Consider the following 14,337-nt stretch of genomic DNA (forward strand, 5'->3'; position numbering starts at 1 on the left):
AAAGCGCTTGCGGATCATGGTGCTGTTCGGTGGCCGGTCGAGCGAGCACGAGGTTTCAATTCTGTCCGCGGTTAACGTCCTCTCCGCAATGGATCTTGAGAAGTATGAGCCGTGCCGGTGTTTATCGGGCACGACGGCCTTTGGAGGCTCAGCGATTATTCCGCGGGTTCACTTTCGCGATCGACAGATGGATCAAGGGTCGCTCCCATTCCAGGCGGACGGGGGCATCTGGTCAACCTGTTGGCCGATGGACGTCTCGGGGAGTTGCCTCCCGTCGATGCAGTTTTTCCTGTGCTCCACGGTCTATGGGGCGAGGATGGCTCGATACAGGGGGCGGCCATCACCGCAAACGTCCCACTGATCGGATGCGGCATTCCGGGTTCGGCGAATGCGCTGGACAAGGAGATCGCAAAGCGGCTTCTGAACGAGGCAGGATTACCAGTCGCTCAGTCCATGACGATCCGCCGGGAGGACGCGGCCCCCTTCGACGTGGTAAAGGGCAAGCTGGGCGCCCCATTCTTCTTGAAGCCTGCCATGCAAGGATCGTCGGTCGGTGTCGGAAAGGTTTCGACCGACGAAGAATATCGTGCCGTGCTGACAAACGGGTTCAAATTTGATCATCGGATGCTTGCAGAGGAATACATCCCGGGCCGCGAGATAGAATGCGCTGTCCTGGAAGATGCCGACGGATCGCTGTTCGTCTCAAAGCCCGGGGAAGTGTTTCCGTCCTCCGCGCATGGGTTTTACACCTATGATGCGAAATACCTCGACCCGGACGGGGCCGGGTTGCAGATCCCTGCCGACCTTTCCGTCGACGATGAAGCCTCGATCCGGTCGATGGCCGCCCGAGCGTTTCGAGCGGTCGGGTGCGACGGAATGGCTCGCGTGGATTTTTTCCTGAAGGCCGATGGCAAGCTGGTCGTGAACGAGCTGAACACCATGCCAGGTTTCACGGATGCCAGTATGTATCCAAAAGCGATGGCTGCGAGTGGGATAGACGGACGGGAGCTGCTCGACAGATTGATCGCTCATGGGTTGGCGCGGTTCGACAACGAAGATCGCAGGCAATAACGCGATCACATTCAGCGGAAGGTAAGCGAAGTAGACATTGGGGTGTGTCGCAGCATCGGTCAGATTGGGCTCGATGCGGACGTTGCGCTTCGAGCCTTGGTGTCGTTCTCTCAAACCTCGAAGTGCAAAATGCCGGCGATAGAAAGTCGATAGCGACATCGCGTCTGTCCGGCCCATTCGTGCTTGCAAAGGGCACCACGTTTCAGGGCCCTCATGCGGAATGGGCGGGGCAGGCAAGACATGTCGGCTGAACCGAAGCATGTGACAGATCGCTCGAGCACCCGCCACATGTCACGCTGCCATTCAGGCGCGCCCCGTCGGCAAGGCGGTCGTGGTTGCGTATTTCTGCATCCAGTAGCGATGATCGGCGAGACAGAAGCCATCGTCGTCTGGTTTGGCCTCCCATTCCAACTCCGGCAGGGCCTCTCTGATGTCGTCTTCGATTTCAGCCCAAATCTTGCGGCTGACCGCCATGTCGAGCTCCTTGCTCTCGATTTCCTCCTCCCGCCTTTCCAGAGCGATCCGCCCGGGTCCGCAAAGCGCTCCGGTTTCGTCGAAGGGCAGCAGGAAGGAAAGCGAGTGGTTCTCGTCAGCGTCGCTGATCTCGAACACGCCATGCTCGCCCACACGAGGCGATCGCTTGATGTCTTGGAAGCTGCCGAAATTCTCCCATACCTCCCAGATTGGATCGAAGCGCACTGCGCTTTCCAGCAGCTCCACGTCGAAGCCAAAGTTATCGAGAAATTCCAGGTCTGTTGTCATGTCAGTCATTCCATGTTGGCTGTGGTGAGGATTTGGGAGCCCCTGAAGGCCTTCGCGACCTTGGTTTGAATCCCGGCCGGTAGGGGTGCAGACGTTCCCACCGAAGGGGCATGGAGATGCTCCTCCGGTGGCCCGTGACGGCGCTCCAAGCGGTAGGGAATGCAAGAGCCTTCCAAGCACCGTCCGGAGCGCCTTAGGAGACAGCGCTCTCAGTTCGTGACCGGCTCCGGGAGCCGCATCAGGAATTCGTCGCGACGAAGCGGACCCTCCGCCTTGGTCTCGAAATCCCAGTCGGCCCCGCCATCGACGAACTGCATGAAGAGCCGCATTCCGGGAGAGGGCAGATCGAACATGGCAGTGCGGGCCGAGGCCGGTGCAGGGTTTGCAGGGGCATCTTCGGCAATGGCCGGAGCCTTGCCCGCGGCCAGGCAGGCGGCTTCGTAGAGGGACACGAGATCTCCCTTGGAAACCGACGGAATGCCGGCCACCTGAAGGCGCAGGAGATCGAAGTCGATCTTGGCGAGGTGGGCGCGCAGCTCGTCCACGCGTCCGTCGGTGGCCTTCAGGTAGTAGTGCGAGTTGACACTGCCCGCCTCGGCGACTGGCTTGATCCGGCCCGCATTGGCGCCGACGCGCTGCACCGCAAGGTCGGCATCCGAGCGGCCGCTGAACACGAAGTCAGGGTGCGACTTCGGCTGCATGATCTTGCGCCGCGGCGTGGCGCAGCGCTGCCAGATCTGGAAGGCGCAGGGCACGGTGCGCTCCTTGCCATCCGCGCCGATGATCAGGCCGACAATGTCCTCGTCGTGGATCAGGTGAAACCTCGGATCGAGCCGGTTCTGCTGGCTCGGCTTGCGGACACAGCGCGGCAGCAGGAGGGCGATGGTCTGGGCATATCCGGCCGCGGCATTGAAGAAGTCCACGGCAGAGGTGCCGCTCCTGCCGAAGGCCGCGGCGCCAACTACCAAAACGCGACCGTAGTTGCAGCTGGGCGTCCAGCTCGCGAACTCCGCAACGCAGAGGCCGGCCGGGCGGGGAGTAATATCCAGTGCGACCCGATTGCGCAGGCTGGTCGAGAGAGCACTGGGCACTGCGGCGGGGTCAATGATCGTATCGAACGTGTCGAGCGGGCAGATCGCCTCGAGGCGCTGCAGGCAGCACTCGGCGGTGGTGGCCGTGGTGTCGAAGCTGGGGCGGGTGGTGATGGTCATGGTGTGTCTCCGGTATCGATGACCGGGAGATTGGTCCCTTTCCCAAACCGAAAAACGTTCAGTTTGATTTTTTAATATAACAAAAACAGATGGTTGGTGCGCGCCTCGAAATTATTATGAAAAGTCGGTGTAGCCGGAGGCAGGTTTCCGGCGTGACGGAAAGGCCCGCAAGGTCACTGATGTCCAGTCGGGCGCGACGGGGTGCCGCCCGACCGGACATCAGTGCTCTCGCGAGCCAGCGGAACGGGTGGAGATGAACTCTTTGAAGGATCCTGCCCAATGCATTCCACCCATCTTGCCTGCCTGCCATCGCAACCTGATTGGAGGTCGACGCTCCGTGCCGGCGACATCGTCGCCTTCCGCTTCCCGCATGAGCGCGACGGCGACGAGCCACCGAAGGTGCGTCCCACGCTCGTGCTCGGCCTTTGGGTCGAGAACGGCCAACGCTTGGCAACGCTCGCTTACGGCACTTCGAGCGGCCGGCGTCGCGCGCCTCATCTTCTGGTGCCGGTCACTGCCCCGGAGGAGCTGACCTGCGCGTCGCTCCGCAGGCCGACGGTCTTCGATGCCGGGCGACGGCTGCGCGTGCTGCTCGACGACCCAGCCTTCGAGATCCATCCCGTTCTGAACACGGCTGTCATCGGGCATCTCACCGGGGCTGCCGCGGCGCGGCTCGCGCTTGTCCAGAGGCAGGTTACGCGCGGATCTTATCGCCGCTTGCCTTGGGGTCGGATGCGATCCTCTGGCACGTCGGCCCCCATCCCCCATCACCGCAGCCGTCCCCTGCTGTCGCTCAGGTCGGACGATCGAGAGAGCAGCAACCGCCAGCCCGGAGCATAGCGCCGCGTCCGTTACGCGATCGCAGTCGTCCAATACTCCACCCATTCGGCAAGGGTAGCTTGGATCATCGGCCCCTTCGGGGGGCTAACCCAAGCGAGAGCCCCGCAGCATCCGACGGGCCCACGCTGTCCGTAAAAGGGCCTCCAGAGCTTCCCCGCCAATCCCTTACGGCCCTCCCATCCGAAGAGGGCCGCCTTGTCGCCTGCGGCGCACCGCCGTCGGGCCTATATCTCAAGGAAAGACTTCATGTTCGACACTCCCATCCCACTCTCCGCCCTGCATCATTTCGCCCAGCAATACGACGTCGCCCTCCAGAACGCGGCTTGGTGTCTGGGGGGTCGGCCATGGCTCCTGCGAGCACAGCGCCTGCTCGACGATCTGCGACAGCCGGCGCGGCTGACATGCAGGGCCGAGCGCGATGCGCAGGCCCTGCTCGACCTGCTTCGCCTCGAGCATGTGCATGACGAGAACCGCATCGAAGCGGCCTGCTTCGCGGTGATCGACCCAACTTCGCCGAATGTCGAAAATATCTGCCTGCTTTCCGAGGCCCTGAGGGACGCGCTCCATGCAGCACAGGCTCAGCAGGAGACGGAGACCTATCATGTGTGAGCGGTGTCATGACTGCGACAGCCTCATCGTTCGGATCAACCGAGCCCTCGATGCCGCGGAGGCCACCGAAGCGGCCTTGGCCGCGGCCGAGAAGATCCAGGGCCTCTCGGTCTCGCAGCAGCGTCGAGCCGCGATGCTGCGCCAGGAGTTAGCGCAGGCGACAATTTTCTCGGCGCTCGACATCGACGCGTTTCGCGTCTTTGCAGCCGATCTCGATGCGGCCATCCGCCAAGGCACGGGGAGCCATTACATCGCTGATGAATATGCCATCTCGGGAGGCTACGAGCAGCACGTTACGAACGAGTCTGCGATGGCGCTGATCGCCCTGCAGTCGGCGTTGAACCTCCTCGCCAGGCGAATCGGCGCCGTGCGCAACAGGCTGCGCGCGGAGCGGATCGCGAGCGAGCTTCGGGTATTGAAGAAGCACGGGCTGGAAACAGCCCCTCGCCTTGCGAGTCGTCAGCGCCAATCGAATAGACGATCATTATAGGGCTAAAACCTGAATGCCACCCTCAGGGAAGTAGTCAAAAATAAGCAAGCGATCGAAACAACCGTGTTATGTTTCGACTGAACACGTTCACCAGCTGTATTGCAAACGCCTGGAACCGCTAACATTCCGAACGGAATGCCAAGCAGCTGCGCAGCTGGCTTAGCTAAGACCGAGGTAAGGTACCTCGACTATTTCTCACAGTGGACGAATGCCATTTAGGTCGACTGCTTGACTTGAGTGTCAGCACATCAGGCCGCATACGCCTCTTCCAAATCAACTGGATTTACATCGTATTCAATCCAGCGATGATTATCGCGGTATGACCTATCAATAAGCTCCCAGAGCAAATCTGACCCATTATCAATATCATCTTTGCTGAGGGCTTCGGCCTCTTCCATGTAATAGCCATGATCGATGAATGTGGACCATAGTTCGCGCCGAAGCTGGCGTTCCCCATATACCCGAATCGTATCTTCTTCCCATTCGTAATTGTAGAAGATGTCGTAGGCAGTGCTTTCGACAGGCTCGATCAACTGACCGGCCCCGACCTCATCACCAGTAATCAATGATGCCTCGATGCCAGCATCCGAGAGTTCCTTTCGGAAGGCTTCGATCCGGCTATCCCGATCCGGACCCTCCGGCATGATATGCAGCGCCGCATATTCGTCACGCTGGCCCTTCGTAAGCCTGGCGGCGGTGAATAGTTTCAGTTCAGTCATTTCGTATCCTTCGATGCTATGGTCCCCGGGGCGGTGGCTCCCCGCGAATTCGGCCTTCCCCTTGGGCAGGTCGGACTCGGCTGGCGGGCAGTCACCGCGCCATCGATTCCAGTGGTCTACTGTGCCGGTTGCCACGAATAAGGTGGGTCCCTCATCTGAAACGAAAAACAGATTCCGACCGAATTCTTGGGGAGCCCGCGTCGCGGCGCTCGACGGGTGGGACCTGCCGGCAGTGATGCTCTACAAAGCGACGTTAAAGCGATCCACTTGCTGAGCGGCGTAAAGCCGCGCGTTTTTGCGGTGCCGAAGCGCCACGGCGTGGTGGACTACGACAACTTGCCAATGGCGGCGCTGCCTATGTTCGGCCTTCCCAGCTTCAACTTGGGTGGGCGGTTGGGCAAGATGGCGACGCATACTCTTGTCGTCGACCGTCGGCCTGGCCGCTATATGATCGAGCAATAGGACGACGACCGGGCCTTCACCTGTTGGCGCGAGACCTCGGCCGTGCTCTGGCCTGATGCGGACGAGATGCGCACCGTGGTCACCGCGGCGGCAAAGTTATCAGACTTCGTTCTGCCGAATTGCGGAGACGAGGCGCGCTGGTGTTCAGTGACCCCAACCTCGCCGCACGCGCCGCGCGTTGCCGTGTCGCCGGGGTGCGCGACAGATTTAATGGCGCCTATTTCTCTGCACGCTGGCTGGCGCATCCTGCTCGCAGCAGCAGAGGCAGAGATTGTCCTGGGAACATGCAAAATTTCGCCGCACGGCGCGATTCTCGACCTGCCGAAAACATTCAACCGGAAATCCGCCTGAAGCGAACGAATGCTCTGACGGGATGACAGAGCAAACAAAAAATCCAAAGCGTCCGCGAGTTACATAATTAGGGTTATACGCATGAATTGCGTGTAGCGGCGCGCGCTACTTCCAACTGCGACTCTTGTTTGAAAACAATGCCCTATCAAGCAGGAGTTTTCCAGTATGGGACGTGTTTACGCGCAGCTGACGCTCGAGGAGCGCCGCAAGATCGAGCGCTGGCGCCATGCCAGAGTATCCGTGAACGAGATGGCGCGGGTGCTGCGCCGCCACCGCTCGACCATCTTTCGCGAGCTCCGACGCAATCATTTCCAAGACCCCTGCATGCCCAAGGTCGTGGGTTACTTTGCGATGGCCGCTCAGCTGAGAACCAGCGATCGCCGCGCCCGCCAGCGCAAGCTGATCCGGCATCCGCAGCTACGTGACCAGGTCGTCGATCGGATCAAGGATGGTTGGACGCCGGAGCAGATCGCCGGCCGGATGCGCATCGAGCGCGCGCCGCTGCGGGTCTGCCAGGAAACGATCTATCGCTACATCTACGGCAAGGAAGGCCTGCGCGAAGAGCTGTGGTGGTATCTGCCGACCCACCGCAAGGCCCGGCGTCCGAGACGCGCCCGCAAGCGGCGTCCGCCGAAATTCCACCGTGATGTCAGCATCCTGTTCCGGCCCGAGGCAGTGGCGCGCGCTACTTCCAACTGCGACTCTTGTTTGAAAACAATGCCCTATCAAGCAGGAGTTTTCCAGTATGGGACGTGTTTACGCCCAGTTAACGCTCGAAGATCGGCGCAAGATCGAACGCTGGCGCCATGCCAAAGTGTCTGTGAACGAGATGGCGCGGGTATTGCAGCGTCACCGCTCGACCATTTTCCGCGAGCTCAGGCGCAACCATTTCCAGGATCCCTGCATGCCGAAGGTCGTGGGCTACTTCGCCATGGCCGCTCAGCTGAGAACCAGCGATCGCCGCGCCCGCCAGCGCAAGCTGATCCGGCATCCGCAGCTGCGTGATCAGATCGTCGAGCGGATCAAGGACGGCTGGACCCCGGAACAGATTGCCGGCCGGATGCGCATGGAGCGCGCGCCGCTGCGGGTCTGCCAGGAAACCATCTATCGCTACATCTACGCCAAGGAAGGCCTGCGCGAAGAGCTCTGGTGGTATCTGCCGACCCATCGCAGGGCCCGCCGCCCGAGATGCGCCCGCAAGCGCCGTGCGCCGAAATTCCATCGCGATGTCAGCATCCTGTTTCGACCCGAAGCCGTGGCGCAGCGCTCTCAGTTCGGTCAATGGGAGGCCGATCTGATGCTGTTTAGGCAGCGGTTCGGCTCCGCCAACGTGACCTCGCTCGTCGAGCGCGTCAGTCGCTTCACCGTGCTGCTGAAGAACGCTGACAAGCGGACCCGACCCGTCATGGACAAGGTCATCGCCGCGATCCGTGCCCTGCCCCAGCCGGCGCGCAGATCGATCACCTTCGATCGAGGTACCGAGTTCGTCTCGTAGCCGCATCTCCAGGCCGAGATTGGCACGAGCAGCTGGTTCTGCGACCCCTCCGCGCCATGGCAGAAGGGCACGGTCGAGAACACCAACCGCCGTGCCCGCCGCTGGCTGCCCCGGGAACGCGACATCGGCCAACTCTCCGACAACGACATCCGCGAGATCTGCGACCGCCTGAACGCGACGCCGCGCAAATGCCTCGGATGGAGGACACCCGCCGAGGTGTTCCGGGCCAAGATGCTGGAGAAGAGGACGTGAGCGCCCTACCCTGAACCCATCGCGGAGTCGCGGTCCAAGTATCGCTCACCGTCGAAAATGTAGCATCTGCTTGAAAGTCAGTCCCCAGATGCTCTTAGCATACTTCGGTCCCGACTTCACCCTTTCCGGCCTTTTCGTGCGCTGTCGTCCTATCGATTGCGACGGTGAGGTCATCTTTCTTGCACAGGGTCACGGTCGCTTCGAGCCGCTGTCATGAGTTATCCACAGGGTGCTGAGTGTTAGTATGTGTTAAATAGTGTGTTAAGGCTCACAGAATGATCCGTAAGTTACTGTAGTATCAGTACAAAATATAAGTTCCGGTCACAGATACCCCGAACATTCGTCACTGTTTCCCAGACATCGGTCACAGAAACCCCGAACTCATGTTTCGGTCACAGAAACCCCGAACATGTGGTCATGGGTCATAGATTCCCCGAATCCTTGACTTCGGTCACAGATTCCCCGAACTGTAGGGCATGGTCACAGAAACCCCGAATCTTTCTCCTGAACGCTACCCCGAAAAGGATCTGTTCATCTGCGACGTGGGTGATGCGGTTCTCAAGGACTTCATGCAAGAGATGGAGCATCCGTTCTACTCCCTCTCGAAGAAACCAGATACCAGTGTCCGAAGGTATGAGCATAATGGATTGTGGATCGAAATAACGCCCTCCGTGAAGGGCTTGGCAACGATCTACGATAAAGACATCCTTATCTATGCAATCAGCCAGATAATGTCAGAGTTGAATGCTGGTAACAAAGTAGGTAAACGAGTCCGGATTAACTCCCGAGATTTTTTACGCTTTACGAACCGCGGCACTGGGGGGAAAGACTATACTGCTCTAATACAAAGCCTCGAAAGGCTTCGGGGTACAATGATTACAACAAATATTCGCACAGGCGATGAGGAGCAAATAGATACTTTTGGACTTATCGAAAGCTCGTCTGTTCGTCGAAAATTCGGTCTTGATGGTAGATTACTATGGGTCGAACTAACGCTTTCAGACTGGGTCTTTAATGCTATTCAGAAGCACGAAGTTCTAACTCTGCACCGTGATTACTTTCGTCTCAAGAAACCACTCGAGCGCAGAATCTATGAGCTTGCGAGAAAGCATTGCGGTGCTCAAAAAGAGTGGCGATGTAATGATGAGCTGCTCTTAAAAAAGTCAGGGTCTCGGTCGCCGTTGAAGCAGTTTAGATACTTGCTTCGTGATATCGCAGAGCAGGATCATCTCCCGGACTATTCGCTTAGTGTCGATGACGAGATGGTCACATTCCGTTCGCGCGGCACCGTGCCATCTGAGTTTATCGAAACCATCTCCATCCCTACTCTCGACCCGGAAATTTACGAGATGGCACGACAGGTGGCGCCTGGTTGGGACATCAGAATGATCGAGCGGGAGTGGCGTGACTGGGCGACAGAGGCTCCCAAGAACCCGGAGATGGCATTCTTGGGATTCTGTCGAAAGTGGTTCGAAAAGCGCGGTAAGCCGTGATTCAGTAAGGCTGAAGCATGGTTCCTTGCCGCAATGATGTCAGCGAGCTCGGTGCGCATCTGCTCAACGCCTGCCAAGTCACCAAGAACGCCCTCATCATCGGCGCCCTGCCTTTCCTCAACAACATGGTCAAAAAGTTGACGCAACTGATCCATTTCGCCAAAAATGGCTGTCATGCCGACTTCAGTGACGGCGGGCGGCAGGTCGGACTCTTGGATACGCTGAGCGGCAGCGAAGAAGATAGAGGTCAGATCACCGCGGGCGGATTCGAAACGGAGGCGGTTGTGGGCTAAGAAAGTTATCGCTTGCCCTCTGCCTTGTCCATGAGGATTTCAAGCATCGCCCACCGGCTCCTGCGATCTTCTTTGCACATAGCATTGAAACGGTCAGCTACACTTTGAGGGCCATGAATATGGAGCTGGACGGTTTTCTCCTTCTCAGCTTCCACTTTGGCCTCACGCGACGGCCAGCCGCCCTCTGTATGCTTCTCCGGCGCTCGCTTCCTGACAGGTTCTGGCTTAGGAGCTTGACGCGGAGGTCGAGGCCGAAAGTCCTCGAGGCTGTCCGCCTCAGCCCTCTCGACGCGATCGGAAACCTTTGCCTCATCCGTAGCGGATTCTGGTGCTTCCATACTGAATCCCCGTCTTGCCATTAAGCTGCCTCCCCTGCCCTATTGGATCGAAGTATTTCAAGCAGCTCGGCCACCAGAGCCGCCACGTTCTCGCGTGCTCGATCGCGACCGCCTCTGGGGTCTGTCAGACGACCAAGGGATGTAGCGTGAGACCAAACAGCACCTACTGCGTCGCGCTCGAGTAGCTCGCAGTCCATGACGCGGACGCCCTTGTTACTGCGGAGTTCATCGGCATTCTCACGAGCGTCCGTGCCGCGACCAACCTCACGAGTCCGGGTCAGGCAAACGACTGCGGGCACCTCTCGACGCAACTGCCGAGAAACACGCCCTACTTCCGCAATGGTCTTCATGGCATCTTGGATGTCCAGGTATCGCTCTTGAGCAGGCACGACCACGAGGTCAGACTCGGTCATGGCAAACGTTGCCATCCGGCTCGCGACGCCCTCGAGATCGACGAGGACGAACGCAGCCTCAGATGCTGCCCGCTCGATCTCATCCTGGATGTTTGCTTCACCATCTGATCGCCTCACCGACAGTCCCGCTGGCTTGTCGCCCTCGGCTTCAAACCACTCGAGAATCCTCGGCTCCTGGTCAGCGTCGATGATGATGACGCTGGACTTCTCGGCGAGATAACTGCCAACCAAGACTGCGAGGGTGCTCTTACCTACCCCTCCCTTTATCGACGCAAATGAGATCACTGGCATGCTCGTCCTCGTTTCTCTTGGTGAGTTGCCTCACCAAACCTCGCCTGATCGCATCGCACCACACATCATCAAAACATAAGGCCTGATGTGATGCGGTGAGGTCACGTATGTTACTACACCTTATGATGTCACACCTTATCATATAGTATCATAACTGACCTTATCAAATAAAATCTTATCTAACCTTATCATACCTTATCAATCGTTCTCGGTCAGGCGTTGCTATGCCTCGAGATCATCACCTGCGAAGTCGCACCACACGCTCACGACAGTATAGACCTGTTCGCCATCATATCTCCAAGCGAGGTAGAACCCCTCGACATCAGCACAGAAAGTGTATCGACCTCTCTCCTTCTCAGTGTCAGAGAACAGCACGACAGGCACCTGCCCCATAGCATGAGATTTGAGGAGCTGCCGGACCCAGGGTGGGATTTCGGGTCCGTTCTCTGCGGGGTCATAAAGTGGCAGGGCCGATGGGTTATACAGTATGAGTTGCAGCAGCGGTATTGGCGGGTTGTGCATCGACATCGTCAGTCTCCCTCTGTTCTGAGAAGAAATATTAACCCGTTTCCGCAAGAACGAAACAGAAACAAAAGTTGCCGAAGCAGCCGCTGATGATATTGAGTGCGGACGGGTAGGGCAGGGGGTCTGCGCCCTTTAATCGGCACCAGCGCGCGAAACCGGCCCAGTCGCGCGCTTAGGCCCGACGGGTGTTCTCGGCGATGGCGTGATCGGCATAGCCCCGCGCCGAGTCGACGAGCCGGCGACGTGGGTAGGCAGGGCGATCGGGGCGGGGATTTCGGGCGTGTCCGGCATGCCGGTGGGCGTATCATGCTCATGTCCGATAAGTCAGCTTATCGGATACGACTGGGAGCAGCTGTGAAAAGGGTGCGGAGCAAGGCCGCCCGGTCACTCTGATGCCAGACGCGCGCCGGGACAGACACAGGCTTCCTTCATCCGCCCGGGGCCTTGTCATGCCCTCGACCGCCGAACTCGGAGGGCCCGTCGCAGGCGTGCCAGGCGCATACCGTTTCCAGCGTTCAGATTGCCTGCCTTAGAAGGCGATCCGGGGCCAGGGATCACGAGGAATGAATGCTCCCGCCGAGGGACATCAACACGGACGAGAGCTGGCGCTCGGAGAAGGGTTTTTGCAAGCGGGGCTTGTTCTCGAAAGCGGATTCGACCAGCGAGTAGCCCGTGGAGAAGAAGTAGGGAATGCCCAAAGCCGCCAACCGCTCGGCGATAGGATAGCTGGTCTCGCGGCCGAGGTTGATGTCGAGCATGGCGAGATCGATAGGCTCCCGTTCGACGATCCCCAGGGCCTGCTCCACTCGAGCCGCCGGGCCGACCACAATACAGCCAAGCTCCGAAAGCATATCCATGAGATCCATGCAGACGAGCATCTCGTCCTCCACCACGAGAACACGCAACCCGTTCAGAGCAACCCCGTTCATTGAAGCTGCCCTGGTTCTGGGACGAAGATGTCCCAACTCACCCCGGAGCGGTCTGCTCTCATCTGCACGTCGCCCCCCAACTCATGCGCCAGGCCATGCCGGAGCAGATAGGAACCGAAGCCGGACGCGCCGAACGCTTCGACCGGCGGACCGTCCTTTTCGGTCCAGGATATATGCAAGGTGCCGTCTTCCATGGTTCTCCAGCACAGATCGATGTAGCCGGAATCGCCGCGCAGGGCACCATGCCGGGCTGCGTTGGCGACCAGTTCGTGAAATCCCATGCCCAGAGCCAGAGCGACTTTCGGCTCAAGACAAACAGGCGGGCCGTCGAGCCGGGCGCGTGCCTCCCCCTTTGCCTCGTCCAGAAATGGCGCCAAGGCGGTGTGGGCCAGATCCTTCAGATCGACGGCTTGCCAGTTCTGGCGCATGATCAGGCTGTGGCTGTGCGACAGGGCATGCAGCCGGTCCTGGAACGACCGCATGGCCGCTTCCTCTGCACGCCCCCGGAGGGTGCGGCGCGCGAGGGACTGCACAGTCGCAAGCATGTTCTTCACACGGTGATTGAGTTCCTGGATCAGGAGTTTCTGGTGCGCCTCCGCCTTTTGCCGCTCCGCGATCTCCCGCTGCGAGGCCTCGAACAGGGCAGCATTGTCGATCGCCGCGGTTGCCTGCGCGGCAATCGCGGTCACGATGCGCTCGCTCCGCTCGGTGAATACGCCGACATCCTCATGACCGAAAATCAACGCACCATGGATCGTCCCATTGCACGCCAGGACCGGCACCGAGAGATAGCTTGAAGCGGGCAGGTGGCTCTCCGGCATGCCGCGGAACGGGGGGTTGCGCCCGTAGCGCGGATCGCGCCGAATATCGGGGGAACGAACCACGCGACCCTGCGCGAAAGTCGGTTCGAACACGGCCGTATGCCGCGGCTGCGGAAAGGCCGCGAAAGCGTCGCGAGATGCGCCGGACAGCGTATAGAGCTGGAGTGCCTCGCCGTCTCGGATCACGTTGTAGAAGAACGCACCGAATTGAGCGCCCGCCAACTCGGTGGCCGCCTCCGTGACAGCCTGGACGATCTCCTCGAGATCCAGCTTGCTGGCAAGCATGCTGCCGGTTCGATTGAGGATCTCGAGCATGCGGGTTTCTTCCTTCAGCGCCGCGATTGCCGCCTGATCGCCTCCTGTCGGGCGCATCTCCAGCACCGTGCCCACTACCTCGCCGCCTTCGCGCACCGGACTGGCGGTATAGATGATCGGGTGGGCCTGACCGCTCCTGTCCATCAGGACATCGCGCTGTGGCTGCCCGCTGGCGATCGGGAAGCGATCGTGAGGTGACAGATCGGCGCCATCCTGCCCGATCACGTCCCACAGGGACCGGCCGCGCATTTCATCTTGCCTGTAGCCGGTCAGCGCCTCAGCCGCCCGGTTCATGAAGATGCAGCAATTCTGGGCATCGAGAAGCAAGAGTGCCTCGCTCGCACGATCGCAGAGCGCCGCCAGGAGCTGGCTCGAAGGAGTATGAGCTGTCGTTGTCAAGAATGAACTCTGCCCGTTCTGGTTGTCATGGCCTTGTAGACCCCAAGCGCGGGTGAAACTAAGGCCGATGCCGTTCGTTTTCAATGGCTGTAGACATTCCCGCACATGTGAAGCCTGGCCCGCCTGAACTGCCCGCCATTCGCCGCACCGCTGACGGTAATTCCGGCTTGCACCGTTCTTCCTCGAAAAGAGATGTTATCTCCGATAACGCTCGGTAGAAGTGGACCGTGTGCTGACAGCCTTGAGTTGTCCAAGAGA

The 14,337-nt window shown here is 59.6% G+C and carries 14 protein-coding genes and 3 pseudogenes; 10 read left to right on the forward strand and 7 right to left on the reverse strand.

Annotated features, from left to right (window positions below; genetic code table 11):
- Positions 1-16: 16 nt before the first annotated feature.
- Positions 17-1,071: pseudogene (locus tag NHG85_RS02215) on the forward strand (D-alanine--D-alanine ligase family protein).
- A 303-nt stretch (positions 1,072-1,374) separates the two neighbouring features.
- Here the strand turns inward: NHG85_RS02215 and NHG85_RS02220 are convergent.
- Together NHG85_RS02220 and NHG85_RS02225 are read right to left on the reverse strand one after the other, a co-directional pair.
- Positions 1,375-1,833 carry a hypothetical protein gene (locus NHG85_RS02220; RefSeq protein ID WP_253329401.1) on the reverse strand — a complete coding sequence of 153 codons (459 nt, stop codon included), beginning with the start codon at positions 1,831-1,833 and terminating at the stop codon, positions 1,375-1,377.
- 209 nt (positions 1,834-2,042) lie between these two features.
- Positions 2,043-3,044: a hypothetical protein gene (locus NHG85_RS02225; protein ID WP_253329402.1), complete on the reverse strand. Its 1,002-nt coding sequence runs from the start codon at positions 3,042-3,044 to the stop codon at positions 2,043-2,045.
- 279 nt (positions 3,045-3,323) lie between these two features.
- Between NHG85_RS02225 and NHG85_RS02230 the strand changes: the two genes are divergently transcribed.
- The 3 genes from NHG85_RS02230 (at position 3,324) to NHG85_RS02240 (ending at position 4,983) form a co-directional block, all read left to right on the forward strand.
- The gene (locus NHG85_RS02230) at positions 3,324-3,884 is read left to right on the forward strand and encodes a hypothetical protein (protein WP_253329403.1); all 561 of its coding nucleotides are present in this window, start codon (positions 3,324-3,326) and stop codon (positions 3,882-3,884) included.
- Positions 3,885-4,130: 246 nt separating this feature from the next.
- Positions 4,131-4,493 (forward strand): hypothetical protein, encoded by a 363-nt coding sequence (locus NHG85_RS02235; protein ID WP_253329405.1) that lies wholly within the window; start codon positions 4,131-4,133, stop codon positions 4,491-4,493.
- Positions 4,486-4,983 (forward strand): hypothetical protein, encoded by a 498-nt coding sequence (locus NHG85_RS02240; RefSeq protein WP_253329407.1) that lies wholly within the window; start codon positions 4,486-4,488, stop codon positions 4,981-4,983. Before NHG85_RS02235 ends, NHG85_RS02240 begins: the two co-directional genes overlap by 8 nt.
- 248 nt (positions 4,984-5,231) lie before the next feature.
- Here NHG85_RS02240 and NHG85_RS02245 read toward each other — a convergent pair whose 3' ends face one another.
- Entirely contained in the window at positions 5,232-5,702 is a 471-nt protein-coding gene (locus NHG85_RS02245) for a hypothetical protein (RefSeq protein ID WP_253329409.1), read from the reverse strand.
- 267 nt (positions 5,703-5,969) lie between these two features.
- Here NHG85_RS02245 and NHG85_RS02250 point away from each other — a divergent pair, with 267 nt between their 5' ends.
- The 6 genes and pseudogenes from NHG85_RS02250 to NHG85_RS02275 all read left to right on the forward strand — a co-directional run bounded on the left by NHG85_RS02250 (position 5,970) and on the right by NHG85_RS02275 (position 10,048).
- Complete coding sequence (locus NHG85_RS02250; RefSeq protein ID WP_253329411.1) at positions 5,970-6,164, forward strand: hypothetical protein; 195 nt, start codon at positions 5,970-5,972, stop codon at positions 6,162-6,164.
- Between the two features lie 66 nt (positions 6,165-6,230).
- Complete coding sequence (locus NHG85_RS02255) at positions 6,231-6,515, forward strand: hypothetical protein (protein WP_253329413.1); 285 nt, start codon at positions 6,231-6,233, stop codon at positions 6,513-6,515.
- 165 nt (positions 6,516-6,680) lie between these two features.
- Positions 6,681-7,196: pseudogene (locus tag NHG85_RS02260) on the forward strand (IS30 family transposase); the annotation flags it as partial.
- A 64-nt stretch (positions 7,197-7,260) separates the two neighbouring features.
- Positions 7,261-8,262, forward strand: a pseudogene (locus NHG85_RS02265) (IS30 family transposase).
- Positions 8,263-8,738: 476 nt separating this feature from the next.
- Positions 8,739-9,755, forward strand: a complete 1,017-nt coding sequence (locus NHG85_RS02270; protein ID WP_253329415.1) for a replication initiator protein A — start codon at positions 8,739-8,741, stop codon at positions 9,753-9,755.
- A 17-nt stretch (positions 9,756-9,772) separates the two neighbouring features.
- Positions 9,773-10,048, forward strand: coding sequence for a hypothetical protein (locus tag NHG85_RS02275; protein WP_253329417.1), 276 nt, complete (start codon positions 9,773-9,775; stop codon positions 10,046-10,048).
- 358 nt (positions 10,049-10,406) lie between these two features.
- On the opposite strand, the gene NHG85_RS02280 is transcribed toward NHG85_RS02275, so the two are convergent.
- The 4 genes from NHG85_RS02280 to NHG85_RS02295 all read right to left on the reverse strand — a co-directional run bounded on the left by NHG85_RS02280 (position 10,407) and on the right by NHG85_RS02295 (position 14,184).
- Positions 10,407-11,090, reverse strand: coding sequence for a nucleotide-binding protein (locus tag NHG85_RS02280; RefSeq protein WP_253329419.1), 684 nt, complete (start codon positions 11,088-11,090; stop codon positions 10,407-10,409).
- A 222-nt stretch (positions 11,091-11,312) separates the two neighbouring features.
- Positions 11,313-11,618 (reverse strand): hypothetical protein, encoded by a 306-nt coding sequence (locus tag NHG85_RS02285; protein ID WP_253329421.1) that lies wholly within the window; start codon positions 11,616-11,618, stop codon positions 11,313-11,315.
- A gap of 551 nt (positions 11,619-12,169) precedes the next feature.
- Positions 12,170-12,544 carry a response regulator gene (locus tag NHG85_RS02290; protein ID WP_253329423.1) on the reverse strand — a complete coding sequence of 125 codons (375 nt, stop codon included), beginning with the start codon at positions 12,542-12,544 and terminating at the stop codon, positions 12,170-12,172.
- Positions 12,541-14,184, reverse strand: coding sequence for a sensor histidine kinase (locus NHG85_RS02295; RefSeq protein ID WP_370362957.1), 1,644 nt, complete (start codon positions 14,182-14,184; stop codon positions 12,541-12,543). Before NHG85_RS02295 ends, NHG85_RS02290 begins: the two co-directional genes overlap by 4 nt.
- Positions 14,185-14,337 lie beyond the last annotated feature (153 nt).

This window comes from Limimaricola litoreus (assembly GCF_024159025.1).
Taxonomy (GTDB): Bacteria; Pseudomonadota; Alphaproteobacteria; order Rhodobacterales; family Rhodobacteraceae; genus Limimaricola; species Limimaricola litoreus.

Bases quoted from the DNA above. Each gene is read 5' to 3' on its own strand.
- NHG85_RS02220 (WP_253329401.1), bottom strand. From the start codon at position 1,833: ATGACAACAGACCTGGAATTTCTCGATAACTTTGGCTTCGACGTGGAG.
- NHG85_RS02225 (WP_253329402.1), bottom strand. From the start codon at position 3,044: ATGACCATCACCACCCGCCCCAGCTTCGACACCACGGCCACCACCGCC.
- NHG85_RS02230 (WP_253329403.1), top strand. From the start codon at position 3,324: ATGCATTCCACCCATCTTGCCTGCCTGCCATCGCAACCTGATTGGAGG.
- NHG85_RS02235 (WP_253329405.1), top strand. From the start codon at position 4,131: ATGTTCGACACTCCCATCCCACTCTCCGCCCTGCATCATTTCGCCCAG.
- NHG85_RS02240 (WP_253329407.1), top strand. From the start codon at position 4,486: ATGTGTGAGCGGTGTCATGACTGCGACAGCCTCATCGTTCGGATCAAC.
- NHG85_RS02245 (WP_253329409.1), bottom strand. From the start codon at position 5,702: ATGACTGAACTGAAACTATTCACCGCCGCCAGGCTTACGAAGGGCCAG.
- NHG85_RS02255 (WP_253329413.1), top strand. From the start codon at position 6,231: ATGCGCACCGTGGTCACCGCGGCGGCAAAGTTATCAGACTTCGTTCTG.
- NHG85_RS02270 (WP_253329415.1), top strand. From the start codon at position 8,739: ATGGTCACAGAAACCCCGAATCTTTCTCCTGAACGCTACCCCGAAAAG.
- NHG85_RS02275 (WP_253329417.1), top strand. From the start codon at position 9,773: ATGGTTCCTTGCCGCAATGATGTCAGCGAGCTCGGTGCGCATCTGCTC.
- NHG85_RS02280 (WP_253329419.1), bottom strand. From the start codon at position 11,090: ATGCCAGTGATCTCATTTGCGTCGATAAAGGGAGGGGTAGGTAAGAGC.
- NHG85_RS02285 (WP_253329421.1), bottom strand. From the start codon at position 11,618: ATGTCGATGCACAACCCGCCAATACCGCTGCTGCAACTCATACTGTAT.
- NHG85_RS02290 (WP_253329423.1), bottom strand. From the start codon at position 12,544: ATGAACGGGGTTGCTCTGAACGGGTTGCGTGTTCTCGTGGTGGAGGAC.